The organism is Bradyrhizobium sp. (genome assembly GCF_016213215.1).
Lineage (GTDB): Bacteria > Pseudomonadota > Alphaproteobacteria > Rhizobiales > Xanthobacteraceae > Bradyrhizobium.
Genome location: NZ_JACRAW010000043.1, coordinates 1 through 23,327, shown reverse-complemented (window position 1 = coordinate 23,327; position 23,327 = coordinate 1). Strand labels below are relative to the sequence as shown.

The window sequence follows — 23,327 nt, the reverse complement described above, 5'->3', positions numbered from 1 at the left end:
TTGCGGAGATCGTTCCGTCTCCATGCCTGAAGGATTTCAGAGCAAAGGGGGTGACGTCAAGCCAAACATGAATTACGAGTCATAATTCATCAGGGAGGAAACGAGGCCGGAACCGGCCCGCCAGCTGCGAATGATAAACCTGTCCAGCTTCATCGCTTTTCATGGCAGGCGGACTCCGGACCGCCCTGCGCTGAAATACCGCGGCGAGGAAATTTCCTATGCCTGCTTTGACGAGCGCATCCGCAAAGTGGCCGGGTGGCTTGTATCGCGCGGTATTCGCGCCGGCGATGTGGTCGCGGTATTGATGAAGAACAGCGCGGCGTTCCTCGAACTCACCTTTGCGACCAGCCATATCGGCGCGGTGTTCCTGCCGATCAACTACCGCCTGTCGCGGGATGAAGTCGATTACATCGTCGGCAATGCCGCCGCGCGAATTCTGATTGCGGACGACGAATTCGAGGCAATCGCGACGGGCACGTCCCTCGTTCTGCTCGATGAGGCCGCGCAATCAAGTCTCACGCATTTCGCGCCGGATGCTTTGCCTGCCCCGATGCATCCTTGCACGCCGCAAGAGCTGATGCGGCTGATGTATACCTCGGGCACCACCGATCGCCCTAAGGGCGTGATGCTCTCCTACGAGAATTTCTACTGGAAGTCCGCCGATCAGACCATCGCGCTGGGGCTGAACGCTGACACGCGGCTGCTGGTGGTCGGCCCCCTCTATCACGTCGGCGCGCTCGACCTGCCCGGCATAGCCGTGCTCTGGCATGGCGGCCTGCTCTCGATCCAGCGCAACTTCGAGCCTGAACAGGCGCTGGCCGCGATCGAGACCGAGAAGCTGAACGCCGCGTGGTTCGCGCCGGTCATGACCACAGCCATTCTCACCTGCCCCAACCGTCATCGTTACGATGTCTCGGGCCTGCGATGGGCGATCGGCGGCGGCGAGAAGACGCCGGAGATGCGCATCCGCGACTTCTCCGAATTTTTCGAGAACGCGCGCTATATCGATGCCTATGGCCTGACCGAGACCTGTGGTGGCGACACGTTTATGGAAGCCGGCCGCGAGATCGAGAAGATCGGATCGACCGGCCGGAGCATCGCCCATGTCGAGATAGAGATCCGCGACGAGGCCGGCAATCGCCTTCCCCCGCACGAGAACGGCGAAATCTGCCTGCGCGGACCGAAGGTGACAAAGGGATACTGGAAAGACCCGGAGAAAACGGCATCCGCTTTCTTCGGCGAGTGGTTCCGAAGCGGCGACGTCGGCTATCTCGACGAAGACGGTTTTCTCTATCTCACCGACCGCAAGAAGGACATGATCATCTCCGGAGGTGAGAACATCGCCTCGTCGGAAATCGAACGGGTCCTCTACGAGCTGCCGCAAGTGCGCGAAGCGGCCGTGATCGGTCTTCCGGACAAACGCTGGGGGGAAAAGCCCGTGGCGGTCGTGGTGCTGGCGGAGGGCGCTCGTCTGGAGTTATCCCAGCTCGCCGAGCATTGCCGCGACAGGCTCGCCGGCTTCAAGGTGCCGAAACAACTCATCATCCGCGACAGCCTGCCGCGCAATCCCTCGGGCAAGGTGCTCAAACGGGTGCTGCGCGCGGAACTGGAGACTAATGCATGACGCACCGTCCTGCAGCAGCGCCCCCAAAAGTGACCAAGCTCAATCGGGTCGAGCGCAACGCCTGGACCAAGCAGAAGATCTTTGAAGCTGCGACCAAGGTGGTCGGCAAGTATGGCTATGCGGAAGCGTCCGTCGCCCGCATTACCGAGGAAGCCGGCGTCGCACAGGGCACGTTCTACAACCATTTCGAAAGCCGCCAGGAGCTATTGGACCAGCTGTTGCCCAAGATCGGGCTCGACATGGTGCAGTTCATCCGCGCCCGCACGGGCACCGCGCACGCGGCACGGCAGGAGATCGAGCGCTTTTCCGCCTTCTTCGATTTCATCCGGGAAGTGCCGGAATTCCTGCGCATCCTGAACGAGGCCGAATTCTTTGCGCCGAGCGGGTATCAGAAGCACCTCGACAACATCTCGATCGCCTATGTGCGCATCCTCAAGCGTGTCCGGCTTGCCGGTGCCATCGACGATTACAGCGACGATGAATTCGAAGCCATCGTCCACATGTTCATGGGTGCACGCGGCTATCTCAGCCGCCGCTACTCCTACTCCGCTGACGGCGTGACTGCCGTACCTGATCACGTCATCACGGCCTATAGGAAGCTGATCACGCGCGGCCTGTTCCATCGGTCCGGAGATAATGATGATGAGCGCTGATGGCATCATCCTCGTCACCGGTGACCGTCGCTGCATCCGTGCGGCGACCTTTGACACTCATTGCGTATTGCGGCAAAGACCAGACTCGCAGCGAGGACGAATATCATGAACATCGAGACTCCGCGCAAGAGACTCGATCTGGTCTCGGCCATCGCCGAGGGCGATATCCGTTGTCTTCTGATGGTGCTCGTCCACATCACCGGCGACAAACGGTGGCTCGAGCCGCCGTATCGACCCAAGCGCGACATCCGTCTCATCCCCGATCCGGACGCGGGATTGCCGAAGGACATCCAGGACGAGATCCGCGCTGCGGTCGTCAGGTTGTTTACGAACGGCAATCCCAAGGCCGCCGTTAACGATCCCGGCGACGAGCTGATGCTGGAGATGATGCGTGCCTGCCTGGGCGAGAACGTCGCTCCGGAATATGCCCCTCTGATGCGCGAGGAGATGGGCTTTGTGCCGCGTGAGGCGCGCTGGGCCCATCACCCGGCCGCGGCAACGCTGGCGCAACAGCACGTCCTGATCGTCGGCGCCGGCGTCTGCGCGATTGCGCTCGGCGTCGCCCTTGGGCACCTCGGCATACCCTACACCATCGTGGAGAAGAACCACGAGCTCGGCGGCACCTGGTACATCAACCGCTATCCCGGCTGCGGCGTCGATACGCCGAACCACTCCTACTCCTACTCATTCGGATCGCGAAATCCCTGGACCCGCTACTTCTGTCAACGCGAGGAACTGCTCGACTATCTGAAGAAGGTCGCGGACGAATACGGCATCCGCGAGCATCTGCGCCTCAATACCGAGCTGAGGTCCTCGCGCTGGGATGAGAACAAGCGCCGCTGGATCTCGACGCTGAAGACCAGAGAAGGCGACGAGAACTTCGAGTCTACCGTGCTCGTAAGCGCTATCGGCCAGCTCAACGATCCCTCACCCGCGCACTTCAAGGGCGACGAGACCTTCAAGGGTCTGATCCTGCATTCCGCACTATGGTCGAACGACATAGATCTCGAAGGCAAGCGCGTCGCTGTGATCGGTACCGGCGCAACCGCAATGCAGCTCGTGCCCTCGATCGCCGACCGTGTCGCTTCCGTCACGGTGTATCAACGCTCCGCGCAATGGGCGCGCCCGGTGAAGGGCTATTCGGACCCGATCACTGAGGGCGCGCAATGGCTGCTCGCGCATCTGCCGTTCTATGTGCAGTGGTATCGCTTCAACATGTTCTGGCGCTACGGCGATGGCCTGTTACCGTTTCTGCGCAAGGATCCGGCCTGGCCCTATCCCGATCGCGCCGTCAACAAGGGTAACGACCGGCATCGCCAGGAGCTGACCGACTTCATCGTCTCGGAACTGAAGGACCGTCCCGACCTGATCGACAAGTGTGTGCCGACTTATCCGCCCTACGGCAAGCGCATCCTGCTCGACAACGGCTGGTTCAGGACGCTGACCAAGCCCAATGTCGAGCTGGTCACGAACCAGATCGATCATTTCGATACCCAGGGGATCGTGACAGCGGAAGGCAAACTGCGTCCTGCCGACATCATCGTGATCGCGACCGGCTTCAAGGTTACGGAAATGGCGGCGCGCCTCAACATCACCGGCCGCGGCGGCAGGAACCTGCGGGAAACATGGGCCAACGACAATCCGACGGCCTATCTCGGCCTGACCGTGCCGGACTTCCCCAACTTCTTCTGCATGCTGGGTCCGAATTCGGGGCCGGCCCACGGCGGCAGCGTGATCTTCCAGTCCGAGTGCCAGAGCCGCTATATCTCGGCCTGCCTTGTCGAAATGATCGAGCGCGGAGTGGCTGCCATCGACGTTCGCGAGGACGTTCATGACGATTACATCCGCCGCGTCGACGCCGAACATGAGGCCATGATCTGGACCCATCCCGGCATGACGACCTATTACCGCAACAAGAGCGGCCGGGTATTCTCGGCCATGCCGTGGCGGTTCGTGGACTACTGGCGCATGACCCACGATCCCGAACTCAATCAATACCGGTTGACGGAGATGTAACATGGCCGATGCCTGCTACGAGCCCATCCCGCTCTCGGCCGACTACGTGCCGGGCGGCACCTATGCCGCCGAAATCTGCGTCCTGCGCTACGCGCTTGAGCGCAACGCGCGCAACAAGCCGAACGAGATCTTCGCCGCGTTCGAGGGCGGCGGCCGCTGGACGTTCGCACAAACGCTGGAGCTGGTCGCGAGCCTTGCCGGCAACCTGCATGAGCTCGGCGTCCGCCAGGGCGACCATGTGGTGCTGGTTCTGCCGAACTCGCCGCTTGCCTTGCGCGTTATGTTCGCTATCAACTATCTCGGCGCGGTGTATGTGCCCATCAATCCGTCACTGAAGGGCTCGGCGCTCGAGCATGTACTGCACAACGCCGGCGCAAAGCTTGCCATCATCCATGACAGCGTGCTCGACCGCGTCCTTGCCGCGGCACCCGCTACGCTTGAGACCATCGTTCTTTCGACCGACCAGGTTCAGCATTCCAGCGGCAGGACCGTTATGCACGGGGTGTCCGCTCTGACAAAACCATCGAGCCCGCCTCCTCCGCCGGAAAGGCCGATCGAGCCGTTCGACACGCAATCCATCATCTACACTTCCGGAACCACCGGTCGTTCGAAGGGCGTGCTGTCGTCCTACATGCACGCCTACTCCTGCGTCGGCCCGGACGCCTGGAATTGCCTGCGTTCCGACGACCGGCAGCTGGTGCATATGCCGATCTTCCACATTGGCGGCGCGTTCATCGCCACGGTCTCGCTCTGCGTCGGCAGTTCGATCGCGGTGGTCAGTCACTTCCGTACCGAGGCGTTCTGGGACCAGGTGCGGGAGCTGGAAGTCACCTCCGCCTTCCTGTTGGGCGCGATGGCGACGTTTCTCCTGAAGCAACCGCCCAGCCCACGCGATCGTGATCACAAGCTGCGGATGGTATTCATCGTCCCGCTCGGGCAGAGCGGCCCGCCTTTCCGCGAACGCTTTGGCGTCGACTACTACACGCTGTTCAACATGACGGAGATCTGCACGCCGCTGATCTCCCGCGCCAATCCGGCCAAGGACAATGTCTGCGGCCGTCCGCGCGAAGGCGTCGAGGTGCGGCTCGTCGATGAACATGATTGCGCGGTCAAGGACGGCGAGGTCGGGCAGCTGATCCTGCGCACCGAAGCGCCGTGGGCGCTGAATCATGGCTACAACAATAATCCGCAGGCGACTGCGGATGCCTGGCGCAACGGCTGGTTCCACACCGGCGACGCCTTTGTCCGCGATTCCGACGGCGATTACCGTTTCGTCGACCGGCTGAAGGACGCAATCCGCCGCCGTGGCGAAAACATCTCCTCGTATGAGATCGAGGTCGAGTTGCTCAGCCACCCCGCGGTTCGGGAGGCCGCCGCGATCCCGGTGCCGAGCGAAGTTTCCGAGGACGAGGTGCTCGTTGTGCTGGCACCTGCCGCGGGATCATCCATCGAACCCTCGGAGATCATCAATCACCTCATGCCACGGATGGCTCACCACATGATCCCGCGCTTCGTGCGCGTCATGGAGGAGCTGCCCAAGACGCCGACGGCAAAGGTGGAGAAGCACGTGCTTCGTGCGCAGGGTGTCACTGATGACACCTGGGACCGTGAACGCGCCGGAATCGCGGTGCGGCGCGAAAAGCTTTAGGGGTCTAAGCGATGCAGAAGCCACGCGTGCGCATCTACACCGACTACAAGAGCCCCTATGCTTTCGTGGCCAACCAGCGACTCTTCGAGCTCGAAGAGAAGCACGGGGTCGAACTTGAATGGCTGCCTTATACGCTGCGTGTGGCCGAATTCATGGGCACTGTCGAGGAGCGCACGCCCCACTTTTGGCGAAAGGTGCGCTATGCCTATATGGACGCGCGGCGCTTTGCCAATGCGCAAGGGCTTACCATGAAGGGTCCGCGCCGGATCTACGACGCTTTCTATTCGAGCGTCGGCATGCTGTTTGCGCAGCGCCACGGCTTCTTCCGCGCGTATCACGAGGCGGTCTTTCGCCGTTTCTGGAGCCACGACCTGGAGCTCGATGAGCTATCGGAGATGTCCGGCGTGATCGCTTCCCTGGGCGGTTCAGCCAAGGAATTCGAGGACTATGTCCATGGTCCGGCGCGCGCGGAGCACGAACGCATCATTGATGAAGCGGAAGCGCTCGGCGTGTTCGGCGTGCCCACCATGGTCTTCAACGGCGAATTGTTCTGGGGCGGCGATCGCATCGACATGCTTATTGAGCGCATCCAGGATCCGCAAAGCATCGCCGCCGCGCTCGGCAGCCGCTACCGGAAATAGGACGTACCGCGAACCGCTGGCGGTGCGATACGCGCGTGGCGCGCTACGATTTCGCAAGCGGCTCCCAGCAACCGGTGCGTTCCAACAACGGCCAAAGCGCTTTGCGCTGTTCGACGTTCAGCGCGGCGAACCTGTCTCGCAGCTGTTGCAGGCATTTCACTTGATATTTGAACGGCGCCAGCGCGTACGGCAGGCCCCACACCTCGATCTCCAGCCGTTCGAGTCCCCTGGCGAAGGCTTCCGCGTTGGCGAGAAGAAACGGCAAATAGAGTTCGCCTGCGATCTCAAGCAGCGCCTCAGTCCATCCACTGAGTGCCTGCTTGCGTGGGTACCAATGGCCCTCCACCCCCGACGCGTCGTCCAGCCGCCGGACCCAGTGTTCGGTGAACGGCGCCTTCTCCCGCATGATCCGCATCGGCGTGGGATCGGTCGCCATTTCGCTGAGCTGGCCGAACCAGGCAAAATCAGCGAGCGAAGGCCGGCTGCCAAACAGGTACTTTGTCATTCCGACGTGCGGCTCGAAGGCGGCCAAAATCCGACGGTAGCTTTCCTCGAGCAGCGGCCTATTTTCGGCGGTAGCCCCCAGGATAGGCATGCGCGAAATCTGCCGCTGCCGGAACTCCTCGATCTCCTCTAGGCTGCCGGTCTCCGCCTCCGAGGTTGACCATTCCTCGGCCGCCCATCGCGAGACGTAGGTTTGGTCCTCCGGTGCCCACCACCGGTACAGGAACAAAGGCTTGACCGCCCATTCGTCGGCGAGGTCTTCGAGGAGATCACAGATGAAGGCGAGCGCCCTGTCTTCGGGAATGACCGAGCGGCCAGGATGTCGCGCTTCCAGATCGTAAGCGAGCGCGGTGGTTTCGCCGCGAAAGGTGCCGTCCGGGTATTGCAGGACCGGAATCAGATTTGGGCGTAGATGCCCGGTCTGCTTGCGCAGAGCCTTGGTCATGATGACCCAATCGAAAGGAATTCGGCGGTAGCGCATCAGCGCGCGCAGCTTGATGGCGTAGGGCGAAGCGGTTGAGCCTATGAGCTTATAGCGCGCTTCAATCATGTCGATCGTTCTCTTGACCTCTTTGCAGGCCTGCAAAGCGTATGATGAGAATTGTTGATCTCCAAGTAGTCTTCAGCGCCGCACTTCGAACCTTCCCGTCCCTGCCAGGCGACCAAGGAACATCTGTTGCACGATGAACTGCTGCAAAAGGGTCAGCGCCGGCTCAGGCCGAGACCTTGATCAAAATCAATATTGCCAGCGTCTTCGATCCGTACCATTTCAGCAGTCGATGGAGAGAATGGCCGCTCTTTGGCGCCATGCTGTTGGCCGATGATTTTGGGCCAAATCGCGCTTCTGTGAGCCCACGAGCCAGACGATCGCTATCCGAGGTGCAAAATGCCCCACAAACAGGTCCTGTTTCATTCGGCAGCGCGAGAGAAAGTGTTACGTGGCGCGTCCCCGCTCGCCGACGCGATCGGCGTTACGCTCGGCCCCAGGTCGCACGATCATTTGCTGAAAGGCCTCTACGAGGCGCGTCTCGGCTCGTGACTCGCGGGAGCCGGAGATGCCCGCAAATCCGCGAACGGAGCCGGCCCTGATGGACGTGTTGAGACACGTCCAATTTGCAGCCCTCGACCTCCTGCGCTGCGCACAGGGACAGGCCCTGGGAACGATCGGATTTGATCCAGCCGAGCGGCCGTTCCAGATACTCGCCAGCGGACCTCATTGGCGGCTGCGAGATTACGGGAGCGTCGGCGCAGAGGCTTCGCTGCTCATTGTCGCAGCGCCCATCAAGCGACCGTATATCTGGGATCTTGCGCCGACGGCCAGCGCCATCCGCTACTGCCTGGATCACGGTTTGCACGTCTACCTCACTGAATGGATCCCACCCACGCCGACCAGTGGACATGTCGGGTTCGATGAATGCACGCAGGCCATCTCCGAATGTGTAGTCAGGATCTCGGGCGAGCCGAACCAGAAAAAGCCCTTCCTGTTCGGTCACTCGCTTGGCGGGACGTTGGCCGCGATATTCAGTTCCTGCGAACCGCACTCCATTCGCGGCTTGGTGCTTCTCGGCGCCCCTTTATGCTTTCAGCCGGCGACGAGCAAATTCCGCGATGCCCTCGTCTCCATGATCCCGCCCGATCTGGCCGAGACCACCGTCGTGCCAGGCTCCCTACTCTCGCAAGCGAGCGCGTTCGCTTCGCCACAGGCGTTCGTATGGTCGCGGTTGGTCGATGCGGCAGCGAGCATGAACGACCAACGGGCGCTGGAAGTTCACGCGCGGGTCGAGCGCTGGGCGCTCGACGAAGCCGCACTTCCCGGCAGGCTGGTTCGTCAGATTCTGGAATGGCTCTATCGGGAAAACCGGTTCTGCCGAGGCGTCCTTACTGTTCGGGGTCGCGCCGTTGGGCCGTCGTGTCTTGATCTTCCGATACTTGCGGTCGTCAATATGGCGGATGAGGTTGCACCGCTCGCTTCAATCGACCCCCTCCTTGACGCTCTGCCCACAAAGGATATCTCCGTCATCAAATACCCAGGCGAGACTGGAGTCGCGCTGCAGCACCTCGGAATTCTTGTGGGGCGCGAGGCTTACGCGAGCATCTGGCCGAACATCCTTGCATGGCTTGCGGCGCATCGCTGAGAACAGCGGCAACACATCAGCTGCCGGGAGTCAATTCGTGGCGGCCCGGCATCAAAGCGGGCTCGATGCTCGGCTCCTGCTCATGCGTTCCGATCAGGAGATGCGCTCGAATTTGAGCCCTCGTCTCCTCGCCCAGATCGTTATCAGGCTGGCCGGGAGGCCGTGCTGCGCCTTCGATAGGCCAGTAATGCGATGCCGGCGAAACCCAAGATGAACATGGCCCAGGTTGATGGCTCGGGAACGGCAGCGACTGCATTGAAGCTGTCTGCCCCCCCATTCACATCTGACAGACTCGCCGAGATGCCGATCCGGAAGGAACTCGAACCGGCGAGATTGAAAACGAATTGATTGAGCAAGGCCTGCTCATCGTTTGAGACGGCGATCGCGTATCCAGCACTGCCATTTCCGGGCTCGCCACTTAAGAACGAAATAGGTTGAATTGTGCTGATGGAGTAGACCGCCCCGATATTGTCGTAAAAGCTCAGCGTCAGAGTATCGATGTTGATGGGCTTATCTTGTGCAGCCTGCCCCTCATTCGCATTGAATAGCAATTGAACCTGCGAAGCATTGGTCCAATTCAACTGAGAGAGAGTCGGGGCCCCGAACTTTTGATTGTCGCTCGTGGGCTCCGCGAGATCACCTGAGAAGGTCAAAACCCCATTGATTACCGTCGTCGAACCGGTCTCGGTTGAGTCGTTGCCCTGCGAATCGAACGTGATGATGCGGTTGGCATTTCCAAAGCCCTGAGCGGTGACGTCGGAAGCCCCCACTAAATAAAGGTGGGCATCCGCCTTGGACGGGGCCACGAGAACACCTAATAGGCAGGCTGAGAAGATTAAACGTGTACGCATTTGAAACTCCTCAACTCAAAATAATAAATAATCAATCTGGGGTAATATGATATGACAAATGAAAATGCTAGTCAATGGCCATTGGCAAATACAAGATTTAACAATAACTTACGACAATCAAGACACCCAATCGCAGTACGATTTGTGGTTTTCCTAGGGTTGTTTAAGATTAAAACAAGCGCTGCAGGATTTATCAGCACACGAATCCGGACATGTTCTCCTCGTCGTGACCGCGCCACGATCGACGGAGGCGCCTTCCTTCCACTAAATGGCGATCACCGCCGGCCTAGCGATCGGGCCCCTCTCCGGACCCATGGCCCGCCGCCTGCGCTAACCCGAGCGAGCGAGGGCTGCTCCGAGGGATGGAAAAGGCTCATAGCTTGATGAATGCTTCCGGAGAGCTCGCAAACGCTAGATGTCACGGAGGGTTGCAAGCGCGCTCAACGCGTCGCTGCCAGCTGCGACGCGCGTTCGGGTTCATTGCCTGCACCTCCCAGCAATCACTGGGACGGATGGGATTTTCGTATTTGCCGTATCCCTTGTCCGCAGCACTGGGCGGCAATCCTTCATTGCGACTCGCACGACCGTCCACCCGCGTATCGACCCGCCCGCTATACTGGCCGTTCGCCTGTGGATCGTACCGCATATTGACTTGGGCGCTTACAATCGCAGGCGAAACGATGATGCCGGCCAAAACGATGACAGCTTGCGTTCTCATGATGCGCACTCCGCCGGCCGATCAACCGGGCCGCGGGCCATTCGTTCCGTCGTATTGGTCGGAAGCGGGGCTGCCGCTAGAAAGCTCGAGCCGAGCAAGATCAGGCAGATCCGGTCACAAAGGGCCGGAGTCCTTCACAAAGGCTACATCTTGTTCGTCGACTTGCGTTCAATAACGAACGCGAAATTCTGGACGAACGATTCGATGCTGCGAGCTGGGCGCGGCTGCAATCTCTTCGCCGCACCTCGGAGCAGAGGATGCTGTCGTCCTTCCATCGCATCCAGATCAGCGGCAATGCTTTCCAGCGCTGCCTGCAGGCGCCTTAGGTCAGCAAAAATGCCCTGAACCCGCCCCAATGCACTTACCTCCAATGTGCAGGCCCGACAAAAGGCCTTCCCGGAGGGAGCCAAGCACGTCGTCAGAAGCGAACTCTCACCTGCTTCTACGCTGACCTCACGTGATACCGGCGGCGATGAGCGCACGTTCCGCGTGGAAAATGTCGGCGCCGGCCGCTTTTCGTATTAAGCCCCCGCGGATTTAATTATTGAATATCCAAAACGGAATTATCATTCCAAAAAATTGCAAGTTCGTCAATCGAAGGCACGCTAATGTCGCGCAAGCCGAGTGCTGGCCAGCAGTTCGGTACCAGAAAGCAATCGGACTATCGCGCGATCGGCGCTCGTCCCAAGCGCTGATCAGCGACAATGGTCGACCCCTGAGGGAATGACCTCACCACCACCAATACGGCAGCAGGCGATAGCGCAGTCTGGGATTACCGTAATATCCGGGCTCGGTGTAAGGACCATAAAAATTGCCGTCGCCGTAGACCCACCGCGCCGTAAGCCGCCGCTTGGGCGGTCGGTAGCATTGACCGGCTTCATCGCAGATAACCTTTACCTGCTCCGCCAGTGGGGCAGGCGCAAGCGCGGATTGGCCCTGATTTAGCGGCGCTGCATGCGCGCTGACAGCCAACAGCAGGCTTATTCCGCAAAAAGCCGCGACAACTTTCGACATGCAATCCCCCGCCGGCGAATCTTCACGCCCTCAGCATAAACGCCAAGCGCTATATTAACCTTTGCCTGAGGAACTGAACAAGCCCAAGCCCGCCCTGGCATTTATTCGTTTTACGACTGACAGGGATTATGGGAACGCCAATTGAGAGACTTCGGTATTTCGAGGGCGCCGGCATTTACTACGTGGTTCTTTTGGCTCCCAGACAATTTTCCGGCTCCCGAGTTGGATGGTATGACCGTCGGGTCGATGTGTACCGGGCGACCAAGCTCTGGCGACCCGGTCCCCCGGCGTGGAGCGTAATTGTGTTCTTTCGATCTCCCCTTGCCAGCACAACCCACCTAGGCCTTCGCCATGTCAAGCTGCGGGGACAAGCTCTGCTGGCTGTGCTGAGCTTCTTGATCTTGGCTCTGCCAAATGAATGCAAGGCCCAGGAAATCGGCAGGCTGTACGCACCGCGTCCGCCGGCGGGCTACGCCTTTGTCCGCGTCGTCTTGAGCCAACAACTGAGTCTCCCAGCGCAAGTTCATATCGGCACCACCGACATCCAGCTCGATGGCGCTGCAGTCGCGAGCCGATACCGTGCCCTCCCCGGCGGCAGGCCTGTAAAGCTGTCGGTAAACGGCGCGGCAGTGGCCGAGGAGGTGATTCCTCCGGCGGACCGGTTTTCAACGATCTTTATTGCACCCGGCCCTTCGGGATTGTCGGCCTATTTGGTCGACGAAGGCAACGAGAGCTCGAACGAGCTGAAGGCGCAACTTCGATTCTACAGTCTCGTGAGAGACTGCGAGGCTTCCTTGAGAATTGCGGACGGCCCTGTGGTCTTCAACGGAACCACCTTTGGATCGGTGCAATCGCGCACCATCAACCCCGTCCAGGCCAAGCTCGAGGCAATCTGCAACGATCGAAGCGCGGCTGCCGCATTGCCCCAGCTTCGCTCGGGCGACCACTACAGCATGTTCTTGATCGAGGCGGCAGGCGGCTTGGCGCTCGTCGGTCAGTTCGACGAAACCGAGCCCTTTCGAGAGCGCTAGGCCGCCAGATTTATGGTCTTCGTCAGCGATTCCTTTGTCTTCATTTTTCTGCCGCTGTTTCTGCTTGCCTATGCGCTCGTTCCAAGTGCGCTTGGAAACCTGACGATCCTGCTGTTCAGCCTGCTGTTCTACGGCTGGTGGCGGTTCGACTTCGTGCCGCTTCTTGTGGGCATTGCCTGCTGGTCGTGGTTCACCGGCCTGTGGATCTCGAAGAGCTTCGGCCGGGAGCGCCGAATTGCCCTGCTCATGGCGATCGCGCTGCCGCTCTTGAGCCTCCTCTGCTTCAAATATGCCAACCTTCTCGTCGAGAGCGCCACCTCGCTCGGGGCACCAATAAAGAACTGGTCGGCAATTCCGCTGCCGATCGGCTTGTCGTTCTTCGTTTTTGGCGCGATTTCCTATTCAGTGGACGTGTTCAGAAAAACTGTCGCAGCCGAGACAAACCTCGTCATCTATTCGACATATCAGGCGATGTTCGGGCACCTGGTCGCGGGCCCGGTCGTCCGATATCAGTCGGTTGCGGAGCGGCTGAAGTCGCGAACTTTCGATCCCGCCGAATTTGCCGAGGGCCTGCGCCGCTTCATGCTGGGCTTTGCGCAGAAGGTGCTGATTGCGGACACGCTGGCGCCACTGGTGGATGGCGGATACTCTCTTCCCTCGCCGTCCAGCCTGGACGTGCTCATCACGGTTCTTGCCTACACCCTGCACCTTTATTTCGATTTTGCGGGGTACAGCAGCATGGCGATCGGGCTGGGCCTCATGGTCGGGCTCAAATTTCCTGAGAACTTCGATCGGCCGTACCTGAGCACGTCATTGACCGAGTTCTGGCGGCGCTGGCACATCAGCCTGTCGAGCTGGCTGCGTGATTACCTCTACATTCCCATGGGAGGAAACCGGGTCGGCCGCGTTCGCACCAATGTCAATCTGCTCGTGACCATGGCCCTTGGCGGCCTCTGGCATGGCGCCAGCTGGACCTTTCTCATTTGGGGAATGTGGCACGGCATCGGCCTCGTCGCCTGCCGGATTTGGGACGCCATGCGGCTTCCAACTATTCCTGCCGTCCTGGGCCACGTCCTGACCGTCGCCTTTGTGATGATGGGCTGGCTGCTGTTTCGGGCGCAGGACTGGCAAACCGCCGGCACGATGTTCAGCGGGGCATGGGGCGTTAACGGACTTGCGATGTCACCGGCCTTCATCGCCCTCGTCAGGCCAACCGAAATCGTCACTCTGGTGCTCGGCATCGCACTGATCTATCTGCCCCTAGCCGAAAAGCGATGGCCGATCGTTGGATCGATGGCGAGACGACCATCCTTCGGGCTCACTCTCCTGCTTTGGCTGTGCTCGCTTTGGCTGATGCAAAGCCGGACCGTCATTCCGTTTTTGTATTTCCAGTTCTGAAGAATGGCTGCCATGCTGAAGATCTTCCCGGTTCTGGTGATCATGGTGGTGGGGCTCGTCTCGGCCGTCTGGCGCGGCGGCGCGGCCATTGCCGAGATCTTCACGACGGCGACCTTGGCGGACTTCAACTCCGGCGCTGTGTCCGGCAAGCTCGACAAGGCGGTGTTTGACGCGATCCCGAGAAGCCCGCGGCTGGATGGGCTCGCCGCAGGGCTGCAATATTCACTGCTGCACGATGCCGGACTGCAGGTCTGGGCCGGCTGCAGCGAGTGGCTCTACTCCATCGAAGAACTGAGAGCAGACCGCCACGACGCCGAAAATCTCCGCGCACGAGCAAGGATGTTTCCGCTTCTGGTGCGAGCGCTCCTAGAGCACAACATTCTCTTGCTTGTATTGCCTGTGCCCGACAAGGCCGAGCAGGTGGAAAATCAATTGTGCGGAGCGAACGCGGATCGATCCAGATGGCGATCGCAGCTGTGGTCCGATGCGACAGCGTCGGTGGAGCGGCTTGAAATCGACGTGAAGGATAAGTGGCCACAGCCGGGTTACTTTCGGACGGATACGCATTGGAACAACCAGGGTGCGGAGTTCGCTGCAAAAGCGGTTGCAAGAGCCATCGAGGCCCGCCTTGGGCCAGGATCGGATCGCGTTGTGCTGAGGACAGGCCCCGACCGCGAGCGCCTCGGCGATCTTGCTCGCATGGCCGGTCTTGCGGAAGCGCCTAGAGGTTTGGCGCCAGCTCTTGAGCGCGAGCTCGAATTGAAGGCTGACGTCGAAAGATCCGGAAGCTTGCTCGATGAGCCCTCCTCTCCCTCCGTCATCCTTGCGGGCTCCTCGTTCTCACTGAATTCGGGATTCCTCGATTATCTGCAAGTGTCTCTCTCCAGGGAAATTGGACAGCTGAGCCAGGCAGGCGGGGGCTTTGCCGGAGCGCTGCTGGAGCTTGTTCAAAGACGGCAAGCCGTGTTGGCAAGCACCAAGGCCGTGATATGGGAGTTCCCCATGCGCTCGCTTACCGCTCCTCTCACCGCGGATGAGCGGGCCTTTCTCGACCAGTTGCCGGATTCCCGATGACCAGACGTTTAACCCGATGGCTCGCCGCGGCGATCGTCCTATTGAACGCGGGATCTCCCTCGCTTGCGCGCGATGCGATTGTCGAAGGCAAGTCGAACTGGCTGTTCGCCGGCTGGGAGAGTCTTTCGGTCGCAAAGCCCGAAGCAGAAATGGCATCAGTTCAGCTCATCGCCGAAATCAATCGTGTGCTCAGCGAACGAGGCATCAAGCTCATCGTTGCGATCGTTCCATTGAAACCGCGCTACTATGAAACGCTGCTCCCGGAGGGAATGGCGATTTCGGAGCCGGTTCGAAAGCGATATGACTTCCTGCTGAGCGAGCTCCGGTCACAAGGAGTGAGTGCACCTGACCTCAGGGACGCCTTCAAAGCTGTGGTGCTGGGCAAACAGGAAGTGTTCTATAGAACGGACTTCCACTGGACGACATTTGCAGCCGAAGCGAGCGCCGATCAAATCGCGGCCGAGATCATCTCAAAGAGCCCGCTCCCGGGAAAGGCCGGATCAGGCACCCAGCTCGGCGACTGGATGAACGACCGCCACCTTGGAGACCTTGCGGCCAATTTTCTTTCCCCCGAACGAAAACGAGCCATTGGTCCGGATACCTATGTGATCCGAACTCCTCCAAGGAACAACCAAGGACTTTTGGATGCTGAACCGGCTCCGGTGGCGGTCGTCGGAAACAGCTTCGTTCAGCCCTATTTCGGCTTTCCTCAGCGGCTCTCGAACCGGATTGACCGGCCGGTCTCCCTCAAGTGGAATCCTGGTGATCTTGGCCCCTGGGCGACGCTCCTGCAGTACCTCCAGTCATCCGAATTCAAATCCAACCCCGTTCGCTTCCTGGTCTGGCAGTTCAACGAGGCTCAGCTGCAGAACGGACCCGATGCGGTCGGTGAGTGGGCGGCCCAAGGCATTGTCAGCGCGGCGGACTGGCGCTTGAAAACGGCAGAAGCCATCCGAAACAGGAAATGATGGTTAATTGCTTTGGCCATTATCCTGGCCCTACAAAGCGGAGGCAAAGTCGAAGCAAATAGGCCACAGCAAGCGAAAAAACGTTCAATGTGAACGAGATCGGGGTGAGTCAAGGCACCCCAGCCCCCAAATCGCGGTTCCGTCGGCTCCATGGCTCGGATACGTTGTAAATGGTATTTAACGGACCTGTTTAACGCTGGGTTGAATGGCTTTCGGGGGCAAACACCTTTTTGGCTCGGGCATCAGCCGGGCCGCCTTCGGCGGGCTGCTGGTTGCGGCCGTGCTTTGCCATGGCGCCAACGCCCAGGTGCCTGATCCGGATCGGCCGCTGGAGGGCGAGGCCTATAGCGCTGCCGACGACGCTTACAAGGCGTTCAACCAGGGTGACTACAAGACCGCAAGCGCGCGCGCGGCCGCATCCGTCGATCTTCGCCCCGATATGCTGCGGCTTCGCCTTTTGTTGATCGATGCCCTCGTCGCTGCCGGCGATCTCTCGCGGGCCGAACAGGCCACTGTCCGGGCGTCCGAGACCTTTGCGTCGAACCAGGAGCTTGAATCGAGGCTCGCCAGCATCCGACAGCGCCTCGCCCAACAGCCAGCCAGCGAAGGCTACAAGGCGCTGGAGAAGGGCGATCCAAGGGCAGCGATTCGCGCAGCCCGGGCTGCGGTCGAGTACGCCCCGGATGTGATGTCCTATCGATTGCTGTTGCTGAGTGCACAGCTCGCCGACAATAACCTGGCTGACGCCGCCGCAACCGCCTCGGACACCATCAAGCTCGATCCGGGTAATTATGCACCTCTCGTTTGGCGAGCGTATATCCAGCAGCGGCTCGGCAATCGTGCGTTGGCCGTTGTCGATTTAAATGCCGCCCTCGCTCTCCCTGGTCTCACCGAGCTCGAACAGAAGAACATCCGGCTCATCGCAGCCGACGCGGCGCTGGCTTCCGGAGACTATCGTGCCGCGCAAAAACTCCTGGACCCCTATTCGAAGACCGATCCGCAGGTTGTCACGCGGCTGGGCGACGCTGAAGCTGCCGCCAATCACAAGGCAACCCTGAAGGGCGACGGCAAGAACGTGCCAATGCCGGTACAGGACTGTCGCGCTACGCCGTATGGCACCGTCTGCAGCCTGGAAGCGCCGCTGGTCCAGAGCATCGCAACGCCGATCGACAAAGCGGCGGAAGGATACGAAGCTGCAGGTAAAGCTTATCAGGCAGCGCGCGCGAAGAATTATTCGGCGGCCATCGAAGAGGCCCGAATAGCGATCGAGGCCAGCCCGGAACTTCTGGCAAACCGGCTCTTGCTGCTCAACCTGCTGATGAGCACGGGACGCCCGGGTGACGCCGAGGCGGAAGCGACAAAGGTTATCAATCAGGGCCAGGCCAGCGGCGAGGTCTTTGCGCAGCGGGGCTTTGCCCGAAAGCTGCAGCACAAGGATCGCGCAGCGATGGCCGACTGGGAGGCGGCGCTGCAGCGTGGCCTTTCCGCCGAGCAGGCGAGAAACGTCCGGCTGGCGCTCGCCGATGCAGCACTTGCCGCCAAGGAGCCGCAGCGCGCGCAGCGTGCCCTCGAAAGGCTGCCGACGAGCTATGACACGGCCGTTCGCAAGGCTTATGCACTCCAGGCGATGGGGCGCAAGGAAGAATCCCTGCCCCACTTCAAGATAGCCGAACGATTGGCCCCGACCGGCGCTCAACGCGATGACGCCTTGCGGGCGCAAATCAACACGCTGCTCGAGCTTGAACGAAAGCCCGAGGCGCGCGCGCTTTTCGACCAGGCGGTTGCGCGTGGCCAATTGAGTTCGATGCGGGATGCCGACCTCGCCTATATCGCTGTTGCCGTCGGAAACGACGAGTTGGCGCTGCAGCGCTTCGACCGCGCACACGCGCGCGGCCAGTTGCCGCCGCGCGCGACAATCGATGCCGGCTACGCCGCCATGCGCCGGTTCGAAAACCCGAAGGCGATCAGCTATCTGATGGAAGGAATTGATGCGAAGGCGGACGGGCGGCTGAATATCGATGACCAGAAGCTGTTCGAGACCCGCCGAACCGTCGCGGATCTCGCGCGGGTCTGGGGTATCAACACTTCGGTTTCATACGGGAAGGTCGGGTCGGCCCCAAACCCCTTTTTGATCGCGAGCTCGCCGACCAGCAGTTATACGTCCCAGCTGGGATCGGAGTTCTATTACCGGCCGGAAGAGTTCGGCAACCGTAACGGCGCGCTGTTCGAAGTGTTCGGCAGGGTGTTCGAGACGCTCTATGATCAGGCCGGTGGTCCCACAGGCCTGCCAACGACGCAAGGCATGGTCGGCGCGCGCTGGAAGCCGTTCTCGGACCACAATCTCGTCCTCGAGGTCGACAAGCTCTTCCGCCTGGGAAACGCGGCGCGCAACGATACGCTGCTCAGGGCCGCGTATTCGTACACGGTCGGCACGGACCTTCGGGTTCTGGAGACGAACTGGCCGACCTGGTACATCTATGCCGAGGTCGATCGCTTCCTGGAGAAGACGCAGCTGGTTGGGATTTTCGAAGGGCGGTTCGGGCGCAGCTTCCGCCTTGATCCCATCAGCAGCAATCTCGTGTTCTTCCCTCACGCGGTCGTTGCGGCGAGCTACGATGACTCCTTTGCCGTCCATGATGGCTATTCGGCCGGCGTCGGCGGCTCGCTTCGCTACTGGTTCGGCGAAACGAAGTATATGGCGCCACCCTCATACTGGGAGCTGACCCTGCAATATCGCTTCAGGCTCGCCGGCGACAAACGCGCCGAGGGCATCTTCGCGCAGACGTCGATCAATTATTGATGTGACCCGCGGCCGCCTCGAGGCAGCCGATCCACTGAGCCAAAAAACCGCTTGCCAGCGCAAACGCAACCGCGCTCAAGTGCCCGCAGGCCACACCGTTTGCTCGTAAGCGCTGTCCAGGGGACACCTACCGGATGACGGGGTGATCTGCGAGTCTGCGGTTGGTTTGGACTGTTAGGCTTAGAATGGACACAGTGCATACTGCTATCACCGCCGGTGCGGCGGCTTGAGGTCTTCACGGGGCCGGCGGAAGTGGAGCGACGAGACAAGGCGCGCCTACTTGTGCGCGCTTCAATGCCCGCGCCGGCTCGGCGACGGTTTGACGTCAGTGACTTCCGCTTCTTCGAAGCGCAACATCGCAACCACGCGGTCGCGCACTGCGCCTCGCAGATCGATGTGCACCGCCCAGTCGCCGTGCATCTCGAGCTCGAGGCGGACGTGATAAGCGCCCTTCTCCGCCTGCTCGGTCGCTTTCACGCGGCGCACGTTGTGCATGCCGGGCATCGAGGGCATGTCCGCTCCAACGGATACGGTCAGCCCCGAGAGCGGTTCGCCGGAGCGCGCGTTCGCAAGCTTGATGGTGCAGTCGTACTCCAGCACCTGCCCGGCCGAGACGCAGGTCACGGCAGCCTTGGCGCGCACCTGGCCGTGCGCGGCTTGCGGATACCCGGCCAGCAGTGCCGCAATGGCCACAAGCGTGCAAACGATCGTTCTCATGGCGGCCCTCGTCCGGTTCGGGTCGTTCCGGATTTCGCGTTGCGGAACAATCGGCCAATTCCATGCACCAGTCGCTCATCAAGCAGGCCGCGTGGACGAACGATCAGCAGCAGCGCAACCAGACCGCCGAAAATGATCATGCGGTAGCCGGCGAACAATCGCACCGATTCCAGGAGCCCGACGTCGATGACGACCCCGAGCAACGGTCCGAGCGCGGTGCCGAGCCCGCCGATCAGACCGTAGGCAAGGGAATGAACCCCCAGCATGACATCGAAGGTTCGCGGCTCCACATAGGTGGTCAGATGGGCATAGAGGCCGCCGCCGACCGCCGCGAGCGCGCCGGCGATGCCCGCCGCGAAAACCTTGTAGCGGGCGACCGCAATTCCCTGCAGCGAGGCCAGCGTCGCATCCTCACCGATCATGCGGAAGATGACGCCAAGCCGCGAGCGTTCGAGCAGCATGAAGCTGCCGAGCGTGACCGCCAGCACCGCATAGATCAACATCATGAAATCGAAGGCTTCGATGTTGTGATCGAAGACATAGCGGATATTGCGAAAGCCGTCGGTGCCGTTGGGTCCGACAGGCTCGCCGTCGATGTCAATCTGATATCGCCACAGCTCGAACAGGATTCGCACCATCTCGGCGAACGCAAGCGTCGCGATCGCGAACTGAAGTCCGCGCAGTCGCAATGTCGGGATGCCGAGGGTCACGGCGCAAGCTGCGCCCGCCGCCGCGCCCCAGGCAATGGCCAGCGGAAGCGGCCAACCCCACATCGCGGTGGCGATGCCGGCCGCATACGCGCCGATCGCAAAGAACGCCTGCTGGCCGAAGGAGATCTCTCCGGTGAGCAGCAGCAGATAGGCCGACAGCGCGACGAACGAAATGATGCCGATGTTGGAGACTACGCTGACCAGATAGTCGTCCATCGGTCACGCCCTATGCGACAGCTCGACGTCGATCGTGCGGCCGAGCAGGCCGCCCGGACGCGCCACAAGGAACGCGAACAGCACGAAATAGGCAAACAAATCGCGCACCTGCGGCCCGAACAGCCAGTGGCTGTGCACCTCGACGACGCCGAGCAGCAGTCCACCGAGCAGCGCGCCGGGTATCGATCCGAGGCCGCCGATCATCATCGCGATCAGGCCCTTGAGCGTTGCCCACATGCCGAACATCGGCGTCACCTGCTGGTCGACCGCCAGCACGAGAAAGCCAGCCACGCCGCCGATGGCCGATGCCGCGGCGAACGCCAGCACGACCAAGCGCCCGACATCCACGCCGACCAGGTTCGCCGCGATCGGGTTGGCGATCACCGCACGCAGGCCAAGGCCGAAGCGCGTGCGATAGAGCGCGAGCTGCACGACCGCGGCGAGCAGGAGCGCGCCCGTCAGCATGATCAAGTGGTCGGGGCGAACGAGCAATGGCCCGATCTCGAGCGCGGGGCCGGTCACGAGCGGCGGAAACGGGTAGGTGTGACGCGGCAGGACCAGAACCGCCGCCTGCTCCAATTGCATCCAGATCGCAAAGCTCGACACCATCGACGCAATCCCGGCACCGGCCTTCATCGGTGCAAAGCAGAGCCGCTCGACATAGATACCGGAGATCACCGCTCCGACGACAACGGCGGCGGCGACTGCGAGCAGCCCGGCGCCAAAGTGCAGATAGAGCACGGTGCCGAAATAGGCGCCGATCATGATGGTCGGCCCGTAGGACAGGTTGAGGCGCCGCATGACGCCGAAGATGACGGTGAAGCCGAGCGCGAGCAGCCCGTATGACGCGCCGATCATCACGCCGTCGATCGTATTCTGGATGAAATCGATCATTGGCTCCTGACTTGCCGGATCATCCGGCGACGCGGCGGGTACCGAGATAGGCCCGCTGGATCACCTCGTCTTCCGCCAGCTGACCGGGCGTGCCCTGGAAGGTGACGCGGCCCTGCTCCATCAGGAAAAACTGGTGCGCCACCTTGAGGGCCATGTGTGCATTCTGCTCCACCAGCAGGATGGTGGTGCCGTCGCGATTGAGCGCAGCGACGATGTCGAAGATCTCGGCCACGACAAGGGGCGCAAGTCCGAGCGAGGGCTCGTCCATCAACAGCACGCGCGGGCGCGACATCAATGCACGGGCGACCGCCAGCATCTGCTGTTCGCCACCGGACAGCGTGCCGGCAAGCTGTTCCCTCCGCTCCTTCAGTCGCGGAAAGCGCGCGTACATGCGCTCCATGTCGGCCGCGATCCCGCTCTTGTCCCTGCGCTGATATGCCCCCGCCAGCAGGTTCTCGCGCACCGACATCTCCGGGAAGACCAGCCGGTTCTCCGGCACCAGCGCAACACCGCGCGAGACGATTTTTGCGGGCGACAGGCCGACGAGCTCGGTGCCTTCGAGCTTGATCGAGCCGCGGCGAGGCCTGAGAATTCCGGCGATCGTCATCATCAACGTCGTCTTGCCGGCGCCGTTCGGTCCGAGCAGGCAGGTGATCTTCCCGCCCTCGACGTGCAGCGACACGCCCCTGAGCGCTTCGATCTTACCGTAGGTCGTGACGAGGTCCGACACGTCCAGCATGATTCACCTCACCGCGTGCCGAGATAGGCTTCGCGCACGGCAGCATCGTCCTGCACGGCAGCCGGCGGCCCCTCCGCGATCTTGCGGCCGAAGTTCAGAACGGCGATCCGGTCAGCGACTGACATGACGAGCTCGACGTGATGCTCGATCAAAAGGACTGTGAACCCCTCATCGCGCATCTTGCGGATGCGGGCATCGAGCTGATCCACCTCCTCGGCATTCATACCGGCCGCCGGCTCGTCGAGCAGCAGCAGGTTGGGTCTGGCCGAAATGGCGCGGGCGAATTCCAGACGCCGCTGCTCGCCGAAGGAGAGATTGGCGGCAAGCTCGTCGCGCTTGTGCGCCAGGTCGAAGAACTCGAGCGTTCGCCCGATCTCCGCCTGCACCCCCGCGGAGCCGCCGAACCAGCGCTTGAAGAACATTTCCTGCCGCTGCAGGCGGGAATTCTGCGCGACCCAGAGGTTCTGCCAGACCGACAGTTGGCCGAATAGACGGATATTCTGAAAGGTCCGGGCAATGCCAAGGCCCACCCGCGCATGGGACGGCAGGTCCGAGATATCGTCGCCGTTGAAGAGAATCCGGCCTGAGGTCAACGGAAACAGGCCGGAGACCAGGTTGACGATCGTGCTCTTGCCGGAGCCGTTCGGCCCGATCAGGCCGAGGATTTCGCCGCGCTTCACGGTCAGATCGACCCCGTCCACCGCGCGGACGCCGCCGAAATGTTTGGCGATGCCCTGAAGGTCAAGCACCGGAGCTCTCCTTGCGCGCGAACAGCATGCGTTTCAGGGTGGCGGTCCCCCCCGCGTCCAGAAAACCGCGCGGCCGCAGGTTCATGGCCAGCACGATCAGCGCGCCGAACAGCAGATTGCGCCAATCGCCGAGAAAGCGCAGGCCCTCGATGAGGAAGCCCTGAATGAAGATGACGGCGAGCAGCGTGCCGAACACGTTGGAAAGCCCGCCGAGGATCGGATAGGCG

21 protein-coding genes and 1 pseudogene are annotated in these 23,327 nt (G+C 61.2%); 12 read left to right on the top strand and 10 right to left on the bottom strand.

The genetic code is table 11. The annotated features are described in order from the left end of the window. Positions 1 to 130: 130 nt before the first annotated feature. The 5 genes from HY852_RS08545 (at position 131) to HY852_RS08525 (ending at position 6,582) form a co-directional block, all read left to right on the top strand. On the top strand, positions 131 to 1,624 hold the full coding sequence (locus HY852_RS08545) for an AMP-binding protein (RefSeq protein ID WP_291604006.1): 1,494 nt from the start codon (positions 131 to 133) through the stop codon (positions 1,622 to 1,624). Next, the gene (locus tag HY852_RS08540; protein WP_291604005.1) at positions 1,621 to 2,277 is read left to right on the top strand and encodes a TetR/AcrR family transcriptional regulator; all 657 of its coding nucleotides are present in this window, start codon (positions 1,621 to 1,623) and stop codon (positions 2,275 to 2,277) included. The genes HY852_RS08545 and HY852_RS08540 overlap by 4 nt, the downstream gene beginning before the upstream one ends. A 105-nt stretch (positions 2,278 to 2,382) precedes the next feature. Next, positions 2,383 to 4,293 (top strand): NAD(P)/FAD-dependent oxidoreductase, encoded by a 1,911-nt coding sequence (locus tag HY852_RS08535; protein ID WP_291604004.1) that lies wholly within the window; start codon positions 2,383 to 2,385, stop codon positions 4,291 to 4,293. 1 nt (position 4,294) lies between these two features. Further along, a complete protein-coding gene (locus HY852_RS08530; protein WP_291604003.1) occupies positions 4,295 to 5,941 on the top strand; it encodes an AMP-binding protein in 1,647 nt (548 codons plus the stop codon). A gap of 11 nt (positions 5,942 to 5,952) precedes the next feature. After that, positions 5,953 to 6,582 (top strand): 2-hydroxychromene-2-carboxylate isomerase, encoded by a 630-nt coding sequence (locus tag HY852_RS08525; protein WP_291604002.1) that lies wholly within the window; start codon positions 5,953 to 5,955, stop codon positions 6,580 to 6,582. 43 nt (positions 6,583 to 6,625) lie between these two features. Here HY852_RS08525 and HY852_RS08520 read toward each other — a convergent pair whose 3' ends face one another. Further along, the gene (locus HY852_RS08520; protein WP_291604001.1) at positions 6,626 to 7,636 is read right to left on the bottom strand and encodes a glutathione S-transferase family protein; all 1,011 of its coding nucleotides are present in this window, start codon (positions 7,634 to 7,636) and stop codon (positions 6,626 to 6,628) included. A gap of 336 nt (positions 7,637 to 7,972) precedes the next feature. Here HY852_RS08520 and HY852_RS08515 point away from each other — a divergent pair, with 336 nt between their 5' ends. Both HY852_RS08515 and HY852_RS08510 read left to right on the top strand, forming a co-directional pair. After that, a complete protein-coding gene (locus HY852_RS08515) occupies positions 7,973 to 8,125 on the top strand; it encodes a hypothetical protein (protein ID WP_291604062.1) in 153 nt (50 codons plus the stop codon). Between the two features lie 16 nt (positions 8,126 to 8,141). Beyond that, positions 8,142 to 9,221, top strand: a complete 1,080-nt coding sequence (locus tag HY852_RS08510) for an alpha/beta fold hydrolase (RefSeq protein WP_367116352.1) — start codon at positions 8,142 to 8,144, stop codon at positions 9,219 to 9,221. Positions 9,222 to 9,364: 143 nt separating this feature from the next. On the opposite strand, the gene HY852_RS08505 is transcribed toward HY852_RS08510, so the two are convergent. The 3 genes from HY852_RS08505 to HY852_RS08495 form a co-directional block, all read right to left on the bottom strand. After that, positions 9,365 to 10,072: a PEP-CTERM sorting domain-containing protein gene (locus HY852_RS08505; protein ID WP_291603999.1), complete on the bottom strand. Its 708-nt coding sequence runs from the start codon at positions 10,070 to 10,072 to the stop codon at positions 9,365 to 9,367. Between the two features lie 861 nt (positions 10,073 to 10,933). Next, entirely contained in the window at positions 10,934 to 11,146 is a 213-nt protein-coding gene (locus HY852_RS08500; RefSeq protein ID WP_291603998.1) for a hypothetical protein, read from the bottom strand. Between the two features lie 373 nt (positions 11,147 to 11,519). Then, a complete protein-coding gene (locus HY852_RS08495) occupies positions 11,520 to 11,804 on the bottom strand; it encodes a hypothetical protein (RefSeq protein WP_291603997.1) in 285 nt (94 codons plus the stop codon). A gap of 128 nt (positions 11,805 to 11,932) precedes the next feature. On the opposite strand from HY852_RS08495, the gene HY852_RS08490 reads away from it, so the two are divergent. The 5 genes from HY852_RS08490 (at position 11,933) to HY852_RS08470 (ending at position 19,075) form a co-directional block, all read left to right on the top strand. Then, positions 11,933 to 12,835: an alginate O-acetyltransferase AlgF gene (locus tag HY852_RS08490; RefSeq protein WP_291603996.1), complete on the top strand. Its 903-nt coding sequence runs from the start codon at positions 11,933 to 11,935 to the stop codon at positions 12,833 to 12,835. Positions 12,836 to 12,847: 12 nt separating this feature from the next. Beyond that, positions 12,848 to 14,233, top strand: coding sequence for an MBOAT family O-acyltransferase (locus tag HY852_RS08485; protein WP_291603995.1), 1,386 nt, complete (start codon positions 12,848 to 12,850; stop codon positions 14,231 to 14,233). A 12-nt stretch (positions 14,234 to 14,245) separates the two neighbouring features. Beyond that, positions 14,246 to 15,307 carry a hypothetical protein gene (locus tag HY852_RS08480; protein WP_291603994.1) on the top strand — a complete coding sequence of 354 codons (1,062 nt, stop codon included), beginning with the start codon at positions 14,246 to 14,248 and terminating at the stop codon, positions 15,305 to 15,307. Further along, complete coding sequence (locus HY852_RS08475; RefSeq protein WP_291603993.1) at positions 15,304 to 16,275, top strand: twin-arginine translocation pathway signal; 972 nt, start codon at positions 15,304 to 15,306, stop codon at positions 16,273 to 16,275. Before HY852_RS08480 ends, HY852_RS08475 begins: the two co-directional genes overlap by 4 nt. A 205-nt stretch (positions 16,276 to 16,480) precedes the next feature. Continuing rightward, on the top strand, positions 16,481 to 19,075 hold the full coding sequence (locus HY852_RS08470) for a tetratricopeptide repeat protein (RefSeq protein WP_291603992.1): 2,595 nt from the start codon (positions 16,481 to 16,483) through the stop codon (positions 19,073 to 19,075). Positions 19,076 to 19,366: 291 nt separating this feature from the next. Here the strand turns inward: HY852_RS08470 and HY852_RS08465 are convergent, their stop codons facing one another. The 6 genes and pseudogenes from HY852_RS08465 to HY852_RS08440 form a co-directional block, all read right to left on the bottom strand. Beyond that, a complete protein-coding gene (locus HY852_RS08465) occupies positions 19,367 to 19,792 on the bottom strand; it encodes a FixH family protein (RefSeq protein WP_291603991.1) in 426 nt (141 codons plus the stop codon). Continuing rightward, positions 19,789 to 20,718: a branched-chain amino acid ABC transporter permease gene (locus tag HY852_RS08460; RefSeq protein WP_291603989.1), complete on the bottom strand. Its 930-nt coding sequence runs from the start codon at positions 20,716 to 20,718 to the stop codon at positions 19,789 to 19,791. Before HY852_RS08460 ends, HY852_RS08465 begins: the two co-directional genes overlap by 4 nt. A gap of 3 nt (positions 20,719 to 20,721) precedes the next feature. Then, on the bottom strand, positions 20,722 to 21,612 hold the full coding sequence (locus tag HY852_RS08455; RefSeq protein WP_291603988.1) for a branched-chain amino acid ABC transporter permease: 891 nt from the start codon (positions 21,610 to 21,612) through the stop codon (positions 20,722 to 20,724). A gap of 19 nt (positions 21,613 to 21,631) precedes the next feature. Next, on the bottom strand, positions 21,632 to 22,351 hold the full coding sequence (locus tag HY852_RS08450) for an ABC transporter ATP-binding protein (RefSeq protein ID WP_291603987.1): 720 nt from the start codon (positions 22,349 to 22,351) through the stop codon (positions 21,632 to 21,634). Between the two features lie 8 nt (positions 22,352 to 22,359). Further along, on the bottom strand, positions 22,360 to 23,100 hold the full coding sequence (locus tag HY852_RS08445) for an ABC transporter ATP-binding protein (RefSeq protein WP_291603986.1): 741 nt from the start codon (positions 23,098 to 23,100) through the stop codon (positions 22,360 to 22,362). Next, positions 23,093 to 23,327: pseudogene (locus HY852_RS08440) on the bottom strand (hypothetical protein); the annotation flags it as partial. The gene HY852_RS08445 and the pseudogene HY852_RS08440, both read right to left, overlap by 8 nt.

What these genes read in the sequence shown, in the direction of transcription:
- HY852_RS08520 (WP_291604001.1), bottom strand. Translation starts at nt 7,636, where the DNA reads ATGATTGAAGCGCGCTATAAGCTCATAGGCTCAACCGCTTCGCCCTAC.
- HY852_RS08455 (WP_291603988.1), bottom strand. Translation starts at nt 21,612, where the DNA reads ATGATCGATTTCATCCAGAATACGATCGACGGCGTGATGATCGGCGCG.
- HY852_RS08490 (WP_291603996.1), top strand. Translation starts at nt 11,933, where the DNA reads ATGGGAACGCCAATTGAGAGACTTCGGTATTTCGAGGGCGCCGGCATT.
- HY852_RS08525 (WP_291604002.1), top strand. Translation starts at nt 5,953, where the DNA reads ATGCAGAAGCCACGCGTGCGCATCTACACCGACTACAAGAGCCCCTAT.
- HY852_RS08470 (WP_291603992.1), top strand. Translation starts at nt 16,481, where the DNA reads ATGGCTTTCGGGGGCAAACACCTTTTTGGCTCGGGCATCAGCCGGGCC.
- HY852_RS08515 (WP_291604062.1), top strand. Translation starts at nt 7,973, where the DNA reads ATGCCCCACAAACAGGTCCTGTTTCATTCGGCAGCGCGAGAGAAAGTG.
- HY852_RS08510 (WP_367116352.1), top strand. Translation starts at nt 8,142, where the DNA reads ATGCCCGCAAATCCGCGAACGGAGCCGGCCCTGATGGACGTGTTGAGA.
- HY852_RS08545 (WP_291604006.1), top strand. Translation starts at nt 131, where the DNA reads ATGATAAACCTGTCCAGCTTCATCGCTTTTCATGGCAGGCGGACTCCG.
- HY852_RS08530 (WP_291604003.1), top strand. Translation starts at nt 4,295, where the DNA reads ATGGCCGATGCCTGCTACGAGCCCATCCCGCTCTCGGCCGACTACGTG.
- HY852_RS08535 (WP_291604004.1), top strand. Translation starts at nt 2,383, where the DNA reads ATGAACATCGAGACTCCGCGCAAGAGACTCGATCTGGTCTCGGCCATC.
- HY852_RS08495 (WP_291603997.1), bottom strand. Translation starts at nt 11,804, where the DNA reads ATGTCGAAAGTTGTCGCGGCTTTTTGCGGAATAAGCCTGCTGTTGGCT.
- HY852_RS08460 (WP_291603989.1), bottom strand. Translation starts at nt 20,718, where the DNA reads ATGGACGACTATCTGGTCAGCGTAGTCTCCAACATCGGCATCATTTCG.
- HY852_RS08465 (WP_291603991.1), bottom strand. Translation starts at nt 19,792, where the DNA reads ATGAGAACGATCGTTTGCACGCTTGTGGCCATTGCGGCACTGCTGGCC.
- HY852_RS08540 (WP_291604005.1), top strand. Translation starts at nt 1,621, where the DNA reads ATGACGCACCGTCCTGCAGCAGCGCCCCCAAAAGTGACCAAGCTCAAT.
- HY852_RS08485 (WP_291603995.1), top strand. Translation starts at nt 12,848, where the DNA reads ATGGTCTTCGTCAGCGATTCCTTTGTCTTCATTTTTCTGCCGCTGTTT.
- HY852_RS08505 (WP_291603999.1), bottom strand. Translation starts at nt 10,072, where the DNA reads ATGCGTACACGTTTAATCTTCTCAGCCTGCCTATTAGGTGTTCTCGTG.
- HY852_RS08475 (WP_291603993.1), top strand. Translation starts at nt 15,304, where the DNA reads ATGACCAGACGTTTAACCCGATGGCTCGCCGCGGCGATCGTCCTATTG.
- HY852_RS08480 (WP_291603994.1), top strand. Translation starts at nt 14,246, where the DNA reads ATGCTGAAGATCTTCCCGGTTCTGGTGATCATGGTGGTGGGGCTCGTC.
- HY852_RS08450 (WP_291603987.1), bottom strand. Translation starts at nt 22,351, where the DNA reads ATGCTGGACGTGTCGGACCTCGTCACGACCTACGGTAAGATCGAAGCG.